This is a genomic window from Pseudomonas sp. F-14 TE3623, from assembly GCF_053629015.1.
In genome coordinates, this window is sequence record NZ_JBRJHM010000001.1 from 2,835,480 (window position 1) to 2,855,359 (window position 19,880).

The window sequence follows — 19,880 nt, forward strand, 5'->3', positions numbered from 1 at the left end:
GCGAGCAAGCCCGTTCCCACATTTGGAATGCATTTCAATGTGGGAGCGGCGGTGCGACGATTCGACTTGCTCGCGAAGGCCGCGCCTCGGTCTAGAGCGAAGCCAACTCGGGCTCAGCTTCGGCAGCCTTCGCCACCTTCAACTGGCGCATCTGCTCACAGCCCCACAACACCCGTTCAGGGGTCGCCGGTGCGTCGATTTTCGGTTGATGCTGGTAGTCGCCCAAACTGGCCACGGCGTCCTTGATCGCGCACCACGCCGCGATACCAAGCATGAACGGCGGCTCGCCTACAGCCTTGGAATGGAACACCGTGTCTTCCGGGTTCTTGCGGTTTTCAACCAGCTTCACCCGCAGGTCCAATGGCATGTCTGCCACCGCCGGGATCTTGTAGCTGGCCGGGCCGTTGGTCATCAGTTTGCCTTTGTCGTTCCACACCAGCTCTTCCATGGTCAGCCAACCCATGCCCTGGATGAAACCACCTTCGACCTGACCGATGTCGATCGCCGGGTTCAGCGAGTCGCCGACGTCGTGAAGGATGTCGGTGCGCAGCATCTTGTACTCACCGGTCAAAGTGTCGACGATCACCTCGGCACAGGCTGCACCGAAGGCGTAGTAGTAGAACGGCCGACCACGGGCCTGGCTACGGTCGTAGTAGATTTTCGGGGTCTTGTAGAAGCCGGTGCTCGACAGCGACACCTGAGCGAAATACGCCTGCTGGATCAGCGATTCGAAGGTGAGAATGTGATCGCGAACCCGCACGTGACCGTTGTGGAATTCCACGTCTTCTTCGCTGACCTTGTATTGCCGCGCGGCGAATTCCACCAGGCGCTTCTTGATGATTTCAGCTGCGTTTTGCGCCGCTTTACCATTGAGGTCGGCGCCGCTCGAAGCAGCGGTTGGCGAAGTGTTCGGGACCTTATCGGTGTTGGTCGCGGTGATCTGCACGCGGTCCATTTCCACCTGGAACACCTCAGCCACGACTTGCGCAACCTTGGTGTTCAAACCTTGGCCCATTTCGGTGCCGCCGTGGTTCAGGTGGATGCTGCCGTCGGTGTAGATGTGGATCAGTGCACCGGCCTGATTGAGGAAGCTGGCGGTGAAGGAAATACCGAATTTCACCGGGGTCAGCGCCAGGCCTTTTTTCAGGATCGGGCTGTTGGCGTTGTAGCGACGAATCGCTTCGCGACGCTCGGCGTACTGGCTGCTTTCTTCCAGTTCAGCGGTCATTTCCTCGAGCATGTTGTGCTCGACGGTCTGGTAGTAATGGGTGATGTTGCGCTCGGTCTTGCCGTAGTAGTTGGCCTTGCGTACGGCCAGTGGATCGAGGCCCAGATGGCGGGCAATCGCGTCCATCACTTCTTCGATGGCAACCATGCCTTGTGGGCCGCCGAAACCCCGGTAAGCGGTGTTCGACGCGGTGTTGGTCTTGCAGCGGTGACCGTTGATGGTCGCGTCGCCCAAGTAGTACGAGTTGTCGGCATGGAACATCGCACGGTCGACAATCGATGCCGACAAATCCGGTGAGCAACCGCAGTTGCCGGCCAGTTCCAGCGCAATGCCATGCAGGCGGCCGGTGCTGTCGAAGCCCACGTCGTACTCGACGTAGAACGGGTGACGCTTGCCGGTCATCAGCATGTCTTCGACCCGCGGAAGGCGCATTTTGGTCGGCTGACCGGTCAGGTGCGCAATCACCGCGCACAGGCACGCCGGGCTTGCCGCTTGGGTTTCCTTGCCGCCGAAACCACCGCCCATGCGGCGCATGTCGACGACGATTTTGTTCATCGACACGTCCAGCACTTCGGCCACCAGTTTCTGTACTTCAGTGGGGTTCTGGGTCGAGCAGTAAACGATCATGCCGCCGTCTTCGGTCGGCATCACCGAAGAGATCTGGGTTTCCAGATAAAAGTGTTCCTGGCCGCCGATGTGCAGTGTGCCTTGAATGCGATGCTCTGCAGTAGAAAGCGCAGTGGCCGAATCGCCGCGCTGATGCGTGTGGCTATCGAGCACGAAATGGCGTTTACGCAGGGCTTCGACCACGTCCAGAACCGGTTCGAGATCTTCGTATTCGATGATCGCGGCCATGGCCGCTTTGCGTGCGGTTTCCAGGTCTTTCGCCGCCACGGCCAACACCGGTTGACCGACGAATTGCACGTCATCGATGGCGAGCAACGGGTCGCCCGGCAACAGTGGGCCGATGTCTTTCAGGCCCGGCACATCTTCGTGGGTAATGACGATGCGCACGCCTTCGAAGGCGTAACAAGGCTGGGTGTCGATGCTGATGATTTTCGCGTGGGCACGGTCCGACAGTCGTGCGTAAACGTGCAGCTGATTGGGGAATTCCAGCCGATCGTCGATGTACTGCGCTTCACCGGACACATGCTTGTCGGCGCTGTCGTGCTTGACGCTGCGGCCGACTCCGGTGGTCAGGTCCTTGGCGAACAATTCAGCCAGTTCGGCTTGGGTCTTCTCTACAGCGTGATGATTAGACATAAGCGGTCACCCGAGTCTCGATGTGCGGTGTTTGCAGTTCGATGAAGTATTTACGCAGCAGATTCTGCGCGCTGAGCAGACGGTATTCCTTGCTGGCGCGGAAGTCCGAGAGTGGCGTGAAGTCTTCGGCCAATGCAGCGCAGGCGCGTTCGAGGGTGGCGTTGTTGAACGGCGCTCCCAGCAGGGCGGCTTCGCAGTTTTTGGCGCGTTTTGGAATGGCCGCCATGCCGCCGAAAGCAACGCGGGCGTCGGCGATCACGCCGGTGTCGATGCGCAGGTTGAACGCTGCACATACGGCGGAAATGTCATCGTCCAGACGCTTGGATACCTTGTAGGCGCGGAACAGTTGTTCAACGCTGGCGCGCGGCACGATGATCTTTTCGATGAACTCGCTTTCCTGACGCGCGGTGACCCGGTAATCGATGAAGTAATCTTCCAGCAACAGGGTGCGGCGGGTTTCGCCTTTGCACAGGACGATCTGCGCGCCGAGGGCGATCAGCAGCGGTGGCGAGTCGCCGATTGGCGAGGCGTTGCCGATGTTGCCGCCCAAAGTGCCCTGGTTGCGGATCTGCAAGGACGCGAAGCGTTGCAGCAATTCGCCGAAGTCCGGGTACTCGGCCTTCAAGGCGTCGTAGCAGTCGGAGAGGGCGGTGGCGGCGCCGATTTCCAGGCGATCGTCGAAGCGTTCGATGCGTTTCATTTCGGCAACGTTGCCGACGTAGATCATCACCGGCAAGGTGCGGTGGAACTGGGTGACTTCCAGCGCCAGATCAGTGCCGCCGGCCAGCAGGCGGGCCTGTGGATAAGCGTCGTAGAGGTCGGCCAGATCGGCCACGGTCAACGGCACCAGGCAGCGTTTGTCGCCACTGTTGAGTTCACCGATGTCTGTGGGAGCGATAGCTTTCAGGCGAGCGATAGTTTCCGCTTCGCGAGCATCGAATTGGTCGGGTTGTTTGCTGCAGCAAGATTGCTCGGCGGCGGCCAGGATCGGCCGATAACCGGTGCAGCGGCAAAGGTTGCCGGCCAAGGCTTCGTGGGCCTTGTGAGAATCCGGTTGATCGCTGTTCTTTTGCAGCGCGAACAACGACATCACGAAGCCGGGTGTGCAGAAACCGCATTGCGAGCCATGGCACTCGACCATGGCTTTTTGCACGCTGTGCAGCTCGCCTTGGTGCTTGAGGTCTTCGACGCTGATCAGTTGCTTGCCGTGCAAGGAGGAGACGAACGTCAGGCACGAGTTGAGGCTGCGATAGCGAATGTGTTCGCGGCCCAAGTCGTCCGTCTGCAACTCGCCGACCACCACGGTGCAGGCGCCACAGTCGCCGCTGGCGCAGCCTTCTTTGGTGCCGGGTTTGCCCACATGTTCGCGCAGGTAATTGAGCACGGTCAGGTTCGGGTCCAGGGCGTGCTCGCTACGGAGTTCCTGGTTTAGTAAAAACTGGATCACGGAAGGCCTCGCAAACTCATTATTGTTGTTAACCGACATGAGCCGAATTTATCAGGTCTGACTTTTCGGTCAATGATTTTCTGACTTAAAGGTCAGGAAATGGCGTTTTGTCGATCAACGACTCGTTCCTTCATTATTGACCCTCACGGGATAGCTTGCCTTTTGCTTGAATCGTGCCAAAAACCGCTGGGTGGGCACTCCGCCATGACCCATCAATTGCGCTACACTGCGCCGCTTGTGCAGATCGAAGAGATTGAAGGACAACCATGACGTTCAAGGCGCCGGACAGCCTCGCCGAGCAAATCGCTCACCACCTCGCCGAACGTATCATTCGCGGCGAAATGAAGCCGGGGGAGCGCATTCAGGAACAGAAGGTCACGCTGGCGCTCAATGTCAGCCGCGGTTCCGTCCGTGAGGCCTTGCTGATTCTCGAGCGCCGCCACTTGATCGCGATTTTGCCGCGACGTGGCGCCCACGTGACCGAACTCACGGCGCACAAGGTGCAGAGCCTGTGCACGTTGATGAGCGAGTTGTACATTCTGCTCGGCAACGCCGTGGCCAGCGGCTGGCAAGTCCAGGCCGACATGGCGCCGTTCGTGCAGATCCAGCAGCGCCTGACCGACAGCTACGAACGCCAGGACATCCGCACGTTCGTCGACGACAGCTTCAGTGTGATGCGCGCCGCCTATCCGTTCGCCAACAACCCGTACTTGCAGGAAACCGTCGAGAATCTGCAGCCGGCCATGAGCCGCGCGTATTTCCTTGCGCTGGATCAGCGCAAGGCCTCGATGAGTGAGTTCCTCGAGCTGTTCGAACGCTTGCTCGCTGCCGTGCTGGCTCGTGACTTTCCTCAGATCCGCGTGGTGCTGACGGCGTATGCCCAGCGCAGCTGCGATCTGGTGGTCTCTGCCCTGACGGTCGCTTAAGCGTGCGGCTCAAGTGCATCAAACTGGCGGGGTTCAAATCCTTCGTCGATCCGACCACGGTAAACTTCCCCAGTAACATGGCGGCCGTGGTCGGCCCCAATGGTTGCGGCAAGTCGAACATCATCGACGCCGTGCGTTGGGTGATGGGCGAGAGCTCGGCCAAGAACTTGCGCGGCGAGTCGATGACCGACGTCATCTTCAACGGCTCGACCAGCCGTAAACCGGTGAGTCAGGCCAGCATTGAGCTGGTGTTCGATAACTCCGACGGCACCCTGCTCGGTGAATGGGCTGCCTATGCGGAGATTTCCATTCGTCGCAAAGTGACCCGCGACAGCCAGACCACCTATTACCTCAACGGCACCAAATGCCGCCGCCGCGATATCACCGACATCTTTCTGGGTACCGGCCTCGGCCCCCGCAGCTATTCGATTATCGAGCAGGGGATGATCTCCAAGCTGATCGAGTCCAAGCCCGAAGACCTGCGCAATTTCATTGAAGAAGCCGCCGGTATTTCCAAGTACAAGGAACGTCGGCGCGAGACTGAAAACCGTATCCGCCGCACCCACGAAAACCTTGCCCGCCTGACCGACCTGCGCGAAGAGCTCGAGCGTCAGCTTGAACGCTTGCACCGCCAGGCCGAGGCCGCCAAGAAGTATCAGGAATACAAAGGCGAAGAGCGCCAGCTCAAGGCCCAGCTGTCGGCCCTGCGCTGGCAGGCGCTGAATGAACAGGTCGGCCAGCGCGAGTCGATCATCGGCACTCAGGAAGTCACCTTCGAAGCCCTGGTGGCCGAGCAACGCAATGCCGACGCCGCCATCGAACGCCTGCGTGACGGCCATCACGATCTGTCCGAACGCTTCAATCTGGTGCAGGGGCGTTTTTATTCGGTCGGCGGTGACATCGCCCGGGTCGAGCAGAGCATCCAGCACGGTCAGCAGCGTTTGCGTCAGTTGCAGGACGACTTGAAGGAAGCCGAGCGCGCGCGGCTGGAAACCGAGTCTCACTTGGGCCACGACCGCACCTTGCTGCTGACCTTGGGCGAAGAGCTGGACATGCTCACGCCGGAACAGGAAGTCACCAGCGCTGCCGCCGAAGAAGCTGCTGCCGCGCTCGAGGAATCCGAAACCACCATGCACGGCTGGCAGGAGCAGTGGGACACCTTCAACCTCACCGCCGCCGAGCCACGCCGTCAGTCTGAAGTTCAGCAGTCGCGAATCCAGCAGCTGGAAACCAGCATGGAGCGTTTGGCCGATCGCCAGAAACGCCTTGGCGAAGAACGTGCGTTGCTGTCGGCGGATCCGGAAGACGCGGCGATCATGGAACTCAGCGAGCAGTTGGCCGCGTCCGAGGCCACGCTCGAAGACTTGCAGGCCAGTGAAGAGGCTCAGGTCGAACGCCTCGAGCAACTGCGTCAGGAGCTGCAGCAAGCCCTTTCGGCGCAGCAGCAAGCCCAAGGTGATTTGCAGCGGCTCAACGGTCGACTGGCGTCGCTGGAAGCCTTGCAGCAAGCCGCGCTCGATCCCGGCACCGGCACTGCCGAATGGTTGCGCGAACAGCATCTGGCGGATCGTCCGCGTCTGGCCGAAGGCCTGAAGGTCGAGGCCGGTTGGGAGCTGGCGGTGGAAACCGTGCTCGGCGCCGACCTGCAAGCGGTGCTGGTGGATGACTTCGGTGATTTCGATCTGGCCGGGTTTACCCAAGGCGATTTGCGCCTGCTCAGCCCGGCCACCGATGGCGTGCGCGTGCCTGGCAGTTTGCTCGACAAGGTCGAGGCGCAGATTGATTTGTCGCCATGGCTGGGGCAGGTCAAACCGGTCGACAGCCTTGAGCAGGCCTTGGCCTTGCGCGGGCAATTGGCCGCCGGCCAAAGCCTGATCAGCCGCGACGGTTACTGGGTCGGCCGACACTTTTTGCGTGTGCGCCGGGCCAGCGAAGCGGAAAGCGGTGTACTCGCCCGTGGTCAGGAAATCCAGCGGTTGGGTCTTGAACGCGAAGAGCGCGAAGCCACGGTCGAAACCCTGGAAACCCAACTTCAGAATCTCAGGGCGCAACAGCGTCAGCAGGAAAACGGTCGCGAACATTTGCGCCGTTTGCTGCAAGACGAAGCCCGTCAGCAAGGCGAATTGAAAGCCCAGTTGTCCGCCGGCAAAGCCAAGGTCGAGCAGTTGACCCTGCGCCGCACCCGTCTCGATGAAGAACTTGCCGAACTGAGCGAGCAGCGCGCCCTGGAGCACGAAAGCATCGGCGAAGCGCGCCTGCATTTGCAGGAAGCTCTCGACAGCATGGCGCTGGACACCGAGCAGCGCGAGTTGCTTTTGGCCCAGCGCGACAGCCTGCGCGAACGCCTCGACCGGGTGCGTCAGGAAGCCCGGCAGCACAAGGATCATGCGCATCAATTGGCGGTGCGCCTCGGTTCGCTAAAGGCGCAACACGATTCCACTCGTCAGGCCCTTGAGCGGCTGGAAATGCAGTCCGAGCGCCTGACCGAGAAGCGCGAACAGTTGAGCCTCAACCTCGAAGAGGGCGAGGCGCCGCTGGAAGAGCTACGGTTGAAACTCGAAGAGCTGCTCGACAAGCGCATGACCGTCGACGAAGAACTCAAGACCGCGCAAATCGCCATGGAAGACGCCGACCGCGAACTGCGCGATGCCGAAAAGCGCCGCACTCAGGCCGAGCAGCAATCCCAGTTGATTCGCAGCCAGCTCGAACAGCAGCGCATGGAATGGCAAGCACTGACGGTGCGGCGCAAGACTTTGCAGGATCAATTGCTCGAGGACGGCTACGACCTCAACGGCGTGCTCGCCACGCTGCTGGCCGGGGCCAACGAGAAAGACGCCGAAGAAGAAATCGAGCGCATTGCCGCGCGGATTCAGCGCCTCGGCGCGATCAACCTCGCGGCCATCGACGAATACCAGCAACAATCCGAGCGTAAACGTTATCTGGATGCTCAGAACGACGATTTGGTGGAAGCGCTGGACACGCTCGAGAACGTGATCCGCAAGATCGACAAGGAAACCCGAAACCGCTTCAAAGATACCTTTGATCAGATCAATGGCGGTTTACAGGCCCTTTTCCCAAAAGTTTTTGGTGGAGGACGCGCGTATTTGGAACTGACGGGCGAAGATCTACTCGATACAGGGGTAACGATCATGGCGCAGCCGCCAGGAAAGAAGAACAGCACCATCCATTTGCTCTCCGGTGGCGAAAAAGCCCTGACCGCATTGGCTCTGGTATTTGCCATCTTCAAGTTGAATCCGGCGCCGTTCTGCATGCTCGATGAGGTTGACGCGCCATTGGATGACGCTAACGTTGGACGCTACGCACGGCTGGTCAAAGAGATGTCGCAGACGGTGCAGTTCATCTATATCACCCACAACAAGATCGCCATGGAAATGGCCGATCAATTGATGGGGGTGACGATGCACGAACCCGGTTGCTCGCGTCTGGTGGCAGTGGATGTGGAGGAGGCGATGGCAATGGTGGATGCCTGAATCATTGCTTGTAGGGCAGGTATTTTTGAGCTGTAGGGCTTTTTACTTGCCTTGACTTGCTGGCCAATCGACATAATTCGCGCAAGCCACTGTGACAGACGGTGTAAAGTTGCCTTTGGTCGTGCTAGTTTAATGTCAATTTTTCGTATACGTGGGCAAAACGCCTGTCAGAACATAGAGTTGGCGCCACGTTTTAAAGCGGTTTACACAATGTAAACCCCTTATTTTTCAGCATTTTTTATAGAGGCACGGGATTACATGGAAATCGGTCTGCGCGAGTGGCTGATCGTCATCGGCATTATTGTCATTGCCGGTATTCTTTTTGATGGCTGGCGTCGCATGCGCGGCGGCAAGGGAAAACTGAAATTCCGTCTTGACCGAAGTTTGTCCAATCTGCCGGACGAGGACACCAGCGCCGAGCTGTTGGGCCCGCCCCGTGTGCTGGATAACCATAAAGAACCGCAACTCGACGAGCATGATCTGCCGTCGGTGAGCATGCCTGCCCGTGAACCCCGCGAGTCGGGTTCCAAGCGTGGCAAGCGTGGCCATGGCGAACCCTCGCAGGGTGACTTGAACCTCAACCTGGACCTGGATGGCGGCCCGAGCTTCAATAGCCGTGACGATTTCCCGGATGACACCAAGCCCGCCAGCTCGGCCGAGAAAGATCAGCCACAAGCCGAAGAAGTGCTGGTGATCAGCGTGATCTGCCGCGACCCGGCCGGCTTCAAGGGCCCGGCGTTGTTGCAGAACATTCTGGAAAGCGGTCTGCGTTTCGGCGAGATGGACATTTTCCACCGTCACGAAAGCATGGCCGGTAACGGCGAAGTCCTGTTCTCCATGGCCAACGCGGTCAAGCCGGGCGTCTTCGATCTGGATGACATCGATCATTTCAGCACCCCGGCAGTGAGCTTCTTCCTCGGTCTGCCAGGCCCGCGTCATCCGAAGCAAGCCTTCGACGTGATGGTGGCTGCGGCACGCAAACTGTCCCAGGAGCTGAACGGCGAACTGAAAGACGACCAGCGCAGCGTGCTGACCGCCCAAACGATCGAGCACTACCGTCAGCGCATCGTCGAGTTCGAGCGTCGCGCTTTGACCCAGAAGCGCTGATCTTGTAGGAGCCAGGCTTGCCGGCGAAGGCGATCTCACGTATGCCTTCGCCGGCAAGCCTGGCTCCTACAATGATTTGTACAGCATCAACAGATTGAGCAGCCTCGGCTGCTCTTTTGCTTTATGAGAGAACACCCATGACCGCCGCCAAAAACCGCATTCTAGAGCTGCGTGCCGAGCTCGATCAGCACAACTATCGTTACCACGTGCTGGACGAGCCGAGCATTCCGGACGCCGAATACGATCGCCTGTTCCACGAGCTCAAGGCCCTCGAAGCGGCCCATCCCGAATTGATCACCAGCGACTCGCCGACCCAGCGTGTCGGCAGCGCGGCACTGTCGGCGTTCACCCAGGTGCGTCATGAAGTGCCAATGCTCAGCCTGGGCAACGCCTTCGAAGAAACCGACATGCGCGAATTCGATCGCCGGGTGACGGAAGGGCTGGATCTGCCGGTCGGCGACTTGTTTGGCAGTGGCGCAGCGGTGGAGTACAGCTGCGAACCCAAGCTCGATGGCCTGGCGGTCAGTCTGTTGTACCAGGACGGTGTGCTGGTGCGCGGCGCGACCCGCGGCGATGGCACCACTGGCGAAGACATCAGCGTCAACGTGCGCACCGTGCGCAATATTCCGCTCAAGCTGCATGGCACCGGCTGGCCGGCGACCCTGGAAGTGCGTGGCGAAGTGTTCATGTCCAAGGCCGGTTTCGAACGGCTCAATGCCACGCAGATGGAAGTGGGCGGCAAGACCTTCGCCAATCCGCGTAACGCGGCGGCGGGCAGTTTGCGGCAGCTGGATTCGAAGATCACCGCCAACCGTCCGCTGGAATTCTGCTGCTACGGCATCGGCCAGATTTCGGCCGATATTGCCGACACGCACATTGGCAATCTGAAGCAACTTCAAGCCTGGGGGCTGCCGATCAGTCATGAGCTGAAACTGGCGCACGGCATCGAAGAATGCCTGGATTACTACCGCGACATCGGTGAGCGTCGCAATGCGCTCCAGTATGAAATCGACGGCGTGGTGTTCAAGGTCAACAGCATCGCTTCTCAGCGTGAACTGGGTTTTCGGGCTCGCGAACCGCGTTGGGCGATTGCCCACAAATTTCCGGCGATGGAAGAACTCACCGAACTGCTCGACGTGGAATTCCAGGTCGGTCGCACCGGTGCCGTGACACCGGTAGCGCGCTTGAAACCGGTCAGGGTCGCGGGTGTCACCGTGGCTAATGCGACCTTGCACAACATGGATGAAGTTGCGCGGCTGGGCCTGATGATTGGCGACACCGTGATCATTCGTCGCGCTGGTGATGTGATTCCGCAGGTGGTGCAAGTGGTCACCGAACGCCGCCCGGAGAATGCCCGGCCGGTGCAGATTCCCGAGCAGTGCCCGGTTTGCGGTTCCCATGTCGAGCGCACGCAACTGGTCAAGCGCAGCAAGGGGCGCGAGACCATCAGCGAGGGCGCGGTGTATCGCTGCGTCGGGCGTCTGGCCTGTGGTGCGCAACTCAAGCAAGCGATCATTCACTTCGTTTCGCGCCGCGCCATGGACATTGAAGGTCTGGGCGAGAAGAGCGTCGAGCAACTGGTGGACGAAGGCCTGGTGAGTTCGCCGGCCGACCTCTACGCCCTGACGTTCGAGCAGATCGTTGACCTGGAAGGCTTTGCCGAACTGTCGAGCAAGAACCTGCTCGGCGCTATCGAAGACAGCAAGCAGCCGAGTCTGGCGCGGTTCATCTACGCCTTGGGCATTCCCGATGTCGGCGAAGAGACGGCCAAGGTCCTCGCACGTTCTCTCGGCTCTCTGGAGCGGGTTCAGCAGGCGTTGCCGCAAGTACTCACGTACTTGCCGGATGTCGGGCTGGAAGTGGCTCACGAGATTCACAGCTTCTTTGAAGACACGCATAACCAGCAGGTGATCAAGGATCTGCTCAAGCACGGCCTGCAGATTCAGGATCAGGGCGAGCTGGGTGCCGAATTTGCCGCCAGTACCACGTTGGGCGGTTTCCTCGACAAGTTGCACATTCCGTCGGTCGGGCCGGGCGGGGCGCAGAAGCTTGCGGACAAGTTCGGCTCGCTCGAAGCGGTGATGAGTGCTGATTGGCTGGACATGCGTCAGGCATTGCCGGAGAAGCAGGCGACTTCGGTTCGCGAGTTCTTTGCGGGGACCGAAAATCGTCAACTCGCCGAGGCCGCCGAAAAGCAGCTGCGTGATTTCGGCATGCATTGGCAGAGCGAGAAAAAGGTCGTCGAAGGGTTGCCGCTGGCCGGGCAGACTTGGGTGCTGACCGGTTCGCTGGAGCTGATGAGTCGCGATGTCGCCAAGGACAAACTTGAAAGCCTCGGCGCCAAGGTGGCCGGTTCCGTGTCGGCCAAGACCCATTGCGTGGTCGCCGGCCCGGGCGCGGGATCGAAGCTGGCCAAGGCCAATGAGCTGGGGTTGAAGGTGCTGGATGAAGAGGCGTTTGTGGCTCGGCTGAAGGAATACAACATCTCGATCTAACAGAGACCTGTGGCGAGGGGGCTTGCCCCCGTTCGGCGGCGAAGCCGTCGCAAAACCTGCTTGCACGGTATGCCTGAAAAATGCGGTTGGCGGTTTTGGGGCCGCTGCGCAGCCCAGCGGGGGCAAGCCCCCTCGCCACAAAAGCTCGGCCCCACACAGGTGTGTTCATTTGTGGGAACGATCACGGTACAAGAATGATCTAGTCTTGGCAGGCCCCAGGGAGAGATCGCCATGTACCGCTTCTTCGAACAGCTCAGTTCACGCATCGCCGCGCCCTTCATGGGCGAGCGTTCGCGCAACAGCAAGGTCTGGCATTGTCGCTGCGGGCAGTCACTGTTCTTCCGCAACAGTCAGTGCCTGGCCTGTTCGGCAGCGCTGGGCTATCAGCCGCAGCAGAGTCGCTTGTCTTCGCTGCAACCCGGCCCGCAAGCGGATACCTGGTTGCTCGACGCCGATCCTGACGCGGGGGTGTTCCGCCGCTGCGCCAATCTCGATTCTCCAGCCGCATGCAACTGGCTGCTGCCGGCCAATGATCACGATGCGTTATGCATTGCGTGTAGCCTGAATCGCACCATCCCTGACCTGTCGATCCCCGAGAACCACGAGCGCTGGCGCAAAGTGGAAATCGCCAAGCGTCGCCTGGTGGCGCAGTTGATCAGCCTGGGCTTGTCGGTCATTCCGAAATCCATGGACGAAGACATCGGTCTGGCCTTCGACTTCATCGGTATCGACCTCGAAGGCAAGCCGCCGACCACCGGGCATGCCAACGGTCTGATCACCCTCGATATCAAGGAAGCCGACGACGCCCATCGCGAGCAGGTCCGCGTGCAGATGCACGAACCTTATCGCACGCTGCTCGGGCACTTTCGTCACGAGGTAGGGCATTACTACTGGGACCGCTTGGTCGCCAACAGTCATTGGCTGGAACCGTTCCGCGATCTGTTTGGTGACGAGCAAACAAGCTACACCGACGCCCTTGAGCGGCATTATCAGCAAGGCGCGCCGCTCGACTGGCAGCAACATTACGTCAGCGCCTACGCGACCATGCACCCTTGGGAAGACTGGGCCGAAACCTGGGCTCACTACCTGCACATGATGGATGCAGTGGACACCGCCTTGGGTTTTGGCATGAGTGCGCAGGACATGGATTTCGACTACCAGCCGTTTCCGCCGAGCACGCTATTCGACCCGCAGCACCCCGGAGGCCCGGCGTTCCTGTCGTTCGTCAACGCATGGATCGAGCTGGCTGGCATGCTCAACGAATTGTCACGCAGTATGGGCCAACCGGATTTCTATCCGTTCGTCCTGCCGCCGGCGGTGATTGCCAAGCTGCACTTCATTCACTTGGTGATCCAGCAAGAGGGCGGCAGGGCGGATGAGGTGTTGGCGCAATAGGATCAAAAGGATCGCAGCCTTCGGCAGCTCCTACGCGCCTGTGGGCGCCGCCGCAGGCTGCGATCTTTTAAAGGCCAGCGCATGTCCTTGAAGCGGCTCATATTTTTTAATCCACCCGAACGGTTGTAACTTCGTCTCAGATAGGTACAATGGCGCGGCTCGCCGTCAGGTGAGCGTCGTTATGGTGACCCCATCGGTCCCCCCGCAACGATTACCCGTGAACCTGGTCAGACCCGGAAGGGAGCAGCCACAGCGGGAACATTGTGTGCCGGGGTGTGGCTGGTGGGGTTGCCTCCATAACGCAACACGAACCCTCTTTCGTGTTTTCTATCTAAAAATACTGTTTTGTTTTCCCTGCCATGGAGCTCATCCAGGGCGGTGTTTCGTTGTTTCCGAATTAAAGCGCGGGATACAAAAAGGAGGCCGATCTGTCGCATTCGACAGATCGGCCTCTTTTTTTATTTACTGGCACTAGGCTTGGACAAGGCCTGGTCAACCGCTGCGATCAGCTTTCCCAGATCCTTCGGGGTGGCTTTGTGTATGACGCTGAACAGGTACGCCCGCTGTTCATCTTCGTCTTCCAGATCTGCGAAAAAGGCTTTCAGCTTCACGCCCAGCACGTCGGCAAGCAAAAACAATGCTTCCACGCTGGGGGTGTAGGTGCCGGTTTCGAAACGGCTGATGGTTTTGGGGTCAAAACCGGTTTTTTCGCCGAGTTCAGCCTGAGTAAGCCCTGCGACCTTACGGTAGCGTCGGATGGCTGGACCCAAACTTGAAATTTGCATCGCTCAATTCCCATTTAGAATCAAGAACTTAACGATAGATTTTTGCATTAGGCAACTGCATGATCCATCACCTTGCTTTGCAAAATGTGATGCATTTCGTAGAATCGCCGCTTCGAAGGGTTTGGGGTGATCTGCTTTCTGAAGTTTAGGCGATATGAAAAAGCCAGCATTGCGCTCCCTGCCGGGTATGCGCAGAGACCGCTGACGGTCTGAAGCCTCGCGAAATATTACCAGAGTCGGTGTTGCTACTTTGCCCTGGATCTTCGGCGGTCCGGGGCCATCAAATGCTGTTCATGGAGTGATAACGTGTCTCTGCGCAGTACGTCTCAAAACACCTCTTCCGGGCATCCTGCGCTGGTCGAGCGGTACCACCGCTAGCGACAGTGAGCCTGACTCATGGATGAGAAATACCGCAGGGCCGTGGATGCAGCCGCCATTTTTTCCGAGACCGATCTGGACGGTCGGATTACCTATGTTAACGATCAATTCTGTGCGGTGTCCGGCTACAGCCGCGAGGAACTGCTGGGGCAAAACCATCGCCTGCTGAACTCCGGCCTGCATTCCGCCGATTTCTTCGCCGCCATGTGGCGCACCATCGCCCTGGGTAATATCTGGAAGGGCGAAATCTGCAATCGCGCCAAGGATGGCAGCCTGTATTGGGTCGACAGCACCATGGTGCCGGTGCTCGATGATGCCACCGGGCGCGTTCACCGATACCTGTCGATTCGTTTCGACATCAGCGAAAAACGCAAACTATTGCAATCCTTGCAATGGCGGGTCGGGCACGACGTGCTGACCGGGCTGCCCAATCGCGCCTTCCTGTCGGATTTACTGGATCAAGCGCTGGAATTCTCCCGGCATGAAAACATTCCGTTGGCGGTGTGCATGCTTGACCTCGACGGGTTCAAGGCGGTCAACGACGGTTACGGTCACGCCAGTGGCGATATGTTGCTGGTGGAAGTGGCCAAGCGTTTGCGCGACATTGTGCGCGGCGAAGACGTGGTGGCCCGACTGGCCGGTGACGAGTTCGTGCTGGTGCTGCGTTATGTGCGTGATCTGCAAGAGTTGCGCGCGGCGCTGAATCGCGTGTTGGGGGCGATTTCGGCGCCTTACACACTGCACGGCAAGGACATCAATGTGTTTGCCAGTATCGGCGTCACCCTGTTTCCCCATGACAACGAAGATGCCGAAACCTTGCTGCGTCATGCCGATCAGGCGATGTACGTGGCCAAGCAGAGCGGGCGAAACCGTTTTCATCTATTCGATGTCTCTCGGGATCAGGAGGTCAAGGCCACGCACCAGACCGTCGAGCGGGTGCGTCAGGCGCTGGTCGCCGGTGAGTTACGCCTGCATTTTCAGCCCAAGGTGAACATGCGTCGTGGTGTGGTCGTCGGTTTCGAGGCATTGTTGCGTTGGGAGCACCCGCAAAACGGCATGGTGCCACCTCGGGAGTTTTTGCCGTTGGTGGAGGACACCGACCTGATCATCGATATCGGCGAATGGGTGATGGATCAGGTTCTGTCGCAGTTGCACCACTGGCAGCAAGCGGGGCAGGGCTGGCCGGTCAGTATCAATATCGCGGCGCGACATTTTCAGCGCGCTGACTTCGTCGACCGGCTCAGGCAGGTACTCGCTCGACATGCCCAGGTTGCCCCGCAGATGCTCGATCTGGAAATCGTCGAGTCGGTGGCGATCGAGAATATCCAGCATGTCAGTGCCTGTTTGCAGGCCTGTCAGGCGTTGGGGGTGCAGTTCTCGTTGGGTGACTTTGGCACGGGTTACTCATCCCTGAGTTACCTCAAGCGTTTACGTACCCAAACCATCAAAATCGATAAGTCGTTCGTGCGTGACATTCTGAATGATCACGACGACCTGGCTCTGACCACGGCGGTGATTGGCCTGGCCCGCGCGTTCGGCCGGCAGGTGATTGCCGAGGGGCTGGAAAGCGTTGAGCACGGTGAATTGCTGTTGCGGCTGGGATGCGAAGTCGCTCAAGGCTATTTCATCGCCCGCCCGATGCCTCCCGGTGAGGTGCCGGGATGGGTGGCAGGGTTTGTCGCCCCGTCGCAATGGCAGACGCTCAGCCAGACAGCCTGAGAAATCATGCAGCTGCTACTGGTTGGCAGCAGGGTTACCGGTATAGAGCCGGATAATGTCATCAATCTCCCCGGACGTTTTCATTTGCAGCAACGTGTCCAGAATGCGTTGCACAGGCACCTTGGGGTCATTGCGCACATAACAGCCGACGGTTTGTTCGTGTACCAGTGCTACGCTTTGCAGTTGTCGGTCGGGTAGCAGGCGCTGGTTGAACCAGTCCAGGGTCCATTGGCTGCTCACGGCATAGCGGTAGCGTCCGGCCAGGAGTTTATCCAGCACCTGTTCCTGATTGCGCGCGTCATCGCGGTGCAGGCGGTCGGCATCGAACAGCGGTTGCAGGGTCGGGTAGCTATAGCCGAGCACTGTGCCGATCGACTGCGGCGGCAGCTCTGCCGGGTTGACCGTGTCGGGTGAGCCTCGCCGGCCAATCAGCAAGTCGCGCTGAACCAGCAGTGGAACGCTCCAGATATAGTTGTCGGACAGGTTCGGCAGCCAGGTTTTTGAGACATAACAGCGCACATCGACTTCGCCGTGTTCCATGGCGTTTTGCACCCGTGCCCGAGGCAAGACATGAAATTGCGCCGGCATGCCGACCTGTGTCGCCAGGCTGAGCATGATGTCGTGCAGAATGCCCTGGGTCGGTCGGCCGCCGCGCTCCATTTGCGCCATGGGCATGGCCCAGCTGTCGGACACGACAAAGCGCAACGGCGCCTCGGCGGCTGCGACGCTCAGGCTGACCAACAGCAGTGCCCCCAAGGCAAAACGCATAAACGCTCCGGTACGGCTCAAACCTGAGCCAATAAAAGCCCCTTAAAGTGCAGCTTAGCCAGAATAGACGAGCGCATCGGATGCAATTTTGGCCTTGCTCCGCTAGCATTAGCCGCTTCTGTTCCTTCGTTGCGACGGTTTTCGATGAGTTATCAGGTTCTTGCACGTAAATGGCGTCCGCGCTCGTTCGGCGAAATGGTCGGCCAGACCCATGTGCTCAAGGCTCTGATCAATGCCTTGGACAGCCAGCGGCTGCACCACGCGTACCTTTTTACCGGTACCCGCGGGGTTGGCAAGACCACCATCGCGCGGATCATCGCCAAATGCCTGAACTGTGAAACAGGTATCACTTCGACCCCCTGTGGCGAGTGCTCGGTGTGCCGCGAAATCGATGAAGGCCGCTTCGTCGACCTGATCGAGATCGACGCCGCGAGCCGGACCAAGGTCGAAGACACCCGCGAACTGCTCGACAACGTGCAGTACGCACCGAGCCGCGGGCGCTTCAAGGTCTACCTGATCGACGAAGTGCACATGCTCTCCAGCCATTCCTTTAATGCGCTGTTGAAAACCCTTGAAGAGCCGCCGCCTTACGTCAAGTTCATCCTGGCGACCACCGATCCCCAGAAACTTCCTGCAACGATTCTGTCGCGTTGCCTGCAGTTCTCCCTGAAGAACATGACCCCGGAACGGGTGGTCGAGCATTTGACCCACGTGCTGAGCGTCGAGAACGTGCCGTTTGAAGACGACGCGCTGTGGCTGCTGGGCCGCGCCGCCGACGGTTCGATGCGCGATGCCATGAGCCTGACCGACCAGGCCATTGCTTTCGGTGAAGGCAAGGTCATGGCCGCCGACGTGCGGGCCATGCTCGGTACTCTCGATCACGGCCAGGTCTACGACGTCCTGCATGCGCTGATCGAAGGCGACGCCAAGGCATTGCTCGAAGCCGTGCGACATCTGGCCGAACAAGGCCCGGACTGGAACGGCGTGCTCTCGGAAATTCTTAATGTGCTGCACCGTGTCGCCATCGCCCAGGCCCTGCCTGAAGGCGTCGACAACGGTCATGGCGACCGTGATCGCGTATTGGCTCTGGCCCAGGCATTGCCGGCTGAAGACGTGCAGTTCTATTACCAGATGGGCCTGATCGGTCGCCGGGACTTGCCGCTGGCGCCGGACCCGCGCGGCGGCTTCGAAATGGTCCTGCTGCGAATGCTCGCGTTCCGGCCGGCAGACACTGCGGACGCGCCGAGGCAACCGCTAAAGACAGTGGGGATCAGCCAGGCCACAGTTGATTCCGCAAATTCAGTGGCTGCCGCGCGGGTTGTTGCGCCGGTAGTCGCTACGGCCGTTACACCGGCTCCTGTTGCGCCCGTGGTGGCGCCAGCCCCTGTCCCGGTAGCTGCGCCTGAGCCGGTCGCGCCCGTGGCTGTGCCTGTGGTCGCGCCTGAGCCCGAGTCTGTTGTCGAGCCCGTAGCGGTCGAAGAAGTCGTCGATCTGCCGTGGAACGACCCGGTAGAGCCCGAAGTTGTCCAGCATCCCACCGTCGAGCCGGTGCTGGAAACGGCTGGCGAACAACCCGAATTGCCCCCGATGCCCATGCCGACGCCGGACAGCGTAGTGCCGGACGCGCCGGAATGGGCTGCTGCCCCGATTCCGGAACCGTCCATGGCCGAAGTCGATGCCGCTACGCCAGGCATGGATCAGGACGACGAGCCGCCGCTGGATGAGGACTACATCGAGCCGGACATGGATTCGGCTTATAGCTATCTCGACGAACTGGCCAGCGAGCACACCGCCGAACCTGCGCCGGAACCCGAGCCAGAACCGGCCGCGATGCCGGCCACCGGTCTGGCCCTGCAATGGCTGGAGGTGTTCCCGAAACTGCCGGTGTCCGGCATGACAGCCAGCATCGCCGCCAACTGCACCCTGATCGCCGTCGATGGTGACAATTGGTTGTTGCACCTGGACCCGGCCCATAGCGCCTTGTTCAACGCGACACAACAACGTCGCCTCAACGATGCACTGAACCAGTTCCACGGGCGCACGCTGACCCTGAGCATGGAGCTGATCAAGCCCGAGCAGGAAACCCCGGCTCAGGCCTCATCCCGCCGGCGTGCCAACCGTCAACGCGAGGCCGAGGAATCAATCCACGGCGATCCGTTCATCCAGCAAATGATGCAGCAGTTCGGGGCGGTGGTCCGTCACGATACTATTGAACCTGTCGAGGCCCTGGTCAGTCAGGACTAATAACTGAAGGCGCTTGGCCGCATTCGCCGGGCGCTGTTTTTATCCAAGTACTTTTGAGGTGATTCCCATGATGAAAGGTGGCATGGCCGGCCTGATGAAGCAGGCGCAGCAGATGCAGGAAAAAATGGCCAAGATGCAGGAAGAACTGGCCAACGCCGAAGTCACCGGTAAAGCCGGCGGCGATATGGTCACCGTGGTGATGACCGGTCGTCACGATGTCAAGCGCGTGACCATCGACCCAAGCCTGGTCGAAGGCCTGAGCGAAGACGACAAAGAAATGCTGGAGGCGGTATTCGCCGCAGCCGTTAACGACGCCGTGCGCAAGATCGAAGCCAACAGCCAGGACAAAATGTCCGGCGTGACCGCTGGCATGCAATTGCCACCGGGTATGAAACTGCCATTCTGATTCGCCAACGCGCATCGGATGGGTTACAAAAAAATGCCAGGCATCGCGCCTGGCATTTTTGTTTCTGTCTGTTGGAAGTATGGTGCCGGTGAGGCAGCCTTCGCGGGCAAGCCCGCTCCCACAGTGATCACCTGAATCCTGTGGGAGCGTGGCTTGCCCGCGATGAAGTCACCTCGGTACAACTGACGAAACTTCGAACCCGACACCGCCACAAATGTCTGCTCCCTA

The 19,880-nt window shown here is 59.7% G+C and carries 12 protein-coding genes and 1 other RNA gene; 9 read left to right on the forward strand and 4 right to left on the reverse strand.

The window, feature by feature from the left end:
- Positions 1–91 precede the first annotated feature (91 nt).
- Both xdhB and xdhA read right to left on the reverse strand, forming a co-directional pair.
- Positions 92–2,491, reverse strand: a complete 2,400-nt coding sequence (gene xdhB, locus AB7M29_RS13050) for a xanthine dehydrogenase molybdopterin binding subunit (RefSeq protein ID WP_217858241.1) — start codon at positions 2,489–2,491, stop codon at positions 92–94.
- Positions 2,484–3,938: a xanthine dehydrogenase small subunit gene (gene xdhA, locus AB7M29_RS13055; protein ID WP_454246987.1), complete on the reverse strand. Its 1,455-nt coding sequence runs from the start codon at positions 3,936–3,938 to the stop codon at positions 2,484–2,486. Before xdhA ends, xdhB begins: the two co-directional genes overlap by 8 nt.
- Before the next feature lie 266 nt (positions 3,939–4,204).
- On the opposite strand from xdhA, the gene AB7M29_RS13060 reads away from it, so the two are divergent.
- From AB7M29_RS13060 to ffs, 6 genes are all read left to right on the forward strand, one after another.
- A complete protein-coding gene (locus AB7M29_RS13060; protein WP_123720845.1) occupies positions 4,205–4,864 on the forward strand; it encodes a GntR family transcriptional regulator in 660 nt (219 codons plus the stop codon).
- A gap of 2 nt (positions 4,865–4,866) precedes the next feature.
- Complete coding sequence (gene smc, locus AB7M29_RS13065; protein WP_454246988.1) at positions 4,867–8,355, forward strand: chromosome segregation protein SMC; 3,489 nt, start codon at positions 4,867–4,869, stop codon at positions 8,353–8,355.
- A 258-nt stretch (positions 8,356–8,613) separates the two neighbouring features.
- A complete protein-coding gene (gene zipA, locus AB7M29_RS13070) occupies positions 8,614–9,462 on the forward strand; it encodes a cell division protein ZipA (RefSeq protein WP_217858244.1) in 849 nt (282 codons plus the stop codon).
- 137 nt (positions 9,463–9,599) lie between these two features.
- Positions 9,600–11,957 (forward strand): NAD-dependent DNA ligase LigA, encoded by a 2,358-nt coding sequence (gene ligA, locus AB7M29_RS13075; protein WP_217858245.1) that lies wholly within the window; start codon positions 9,600–9,602, stop codon positions 11,955–11,957.
- A gap of 231 nt (positions 11,958–12,188) precedes the next feature.
- Complete coding sequence (locus AB7M29_RS13080; protein ID WP_454246989.1) at positions 12,189–13,352, forward strand: zinc-binding metallopeptidase family protein; 1,164 nt, start codon at positions 12,189–12,191, stop codon at positions 13,350–13,352.
- 191 nt (positions 13,353–13,543) lie between these two features.
- Positions 13,544–13,640, forward strand: an RNA gene (gene ffs, locus AB7M29_RS13085) — signal recognition particle sRNA small type.
- A gap of 170 nt (positions 13,641–13,810) precedes the next feature.
- On the opposite strand, the gene AB7M29_RS13090 is transcribed toward ffs, so the two are convergent.
- Positions 13,811–14,137, reverse strand: a complete 327-nt coding sequence (locus tag AB7M29_RS13090; RefSeq protein WP_007905395.1) for a helix-turn-helix domain-containing protein — start codon at positions 14,135–14,137, stop codon at positions 13,811–13,813.
- A 396-nt stretch (positions 14,138–14,533) separates the two neighbouring features.
- Here AB7M29_RS13090 and AB7M29_RS13095 point away from each other — a divergent pair, with 396 nt between their 5' ends.
- Entirely contained in the window at positions 14,534–16,234 is a 1,701-nt protein-coding gene (locus tag AB7M29_RS13095; RefSeq protein ID WP_454246990.1) for a putative bifunctional diguanylate cyclase/phosphodiesterase, read from the forward strand.
- A 15-nt stretch (positions 16,235–16,249) separates the two neighbouring features.
- On the opposite strand, the gene AB7M29_RS13100 is transcribed toward AB7M29_RS13095, so the two are convergent.
- Positions 16,250–17,002, reverse strand: coding sequence for a substrate-binding periplasmic protein (locus AB7M29_RS13100; protein WP_217858248.1), 753 nt, complete (start codon positions 17,000–17,002; stop codon positions 16,250–16,252).
- Between the two features lie 144 nt (positions 17,003–17,146).
- Here AB7M29_RS13100 and dnaX point away from each other — a divergent pair, with 144 nt between their 5' ends.
- Together dnaX and AB7M29_RS13110 are read left to right on the forward strand one after the other, a co-directional pair.
- The gene (gene dnaX, locus AB7M29_RS13105) at positions 17,147–19,246 is read left to right on the forward strand and encodes a DNA polymerase III subunit gamma/tau (protein WP_454246991.1); all 2,100 of its coding nucleotides are present in this window, start codon (positions 17,147–17,149) and stop codon (positions 19,244–19,246) included.
- Between the two features lie 67 nt (positions 19,247–19,313).
- Entirely contained in the window at positions 19,314–19,652 is a 339-nt protein-coding gene (locus AB7M29_RS13110) for a YbaB/EbfC family nucleoid-associated protein (protein WP_007905413.1), read from the forward strand.
- Positions 19,653–19,880 lie beyond the last annotated feature (228 nt).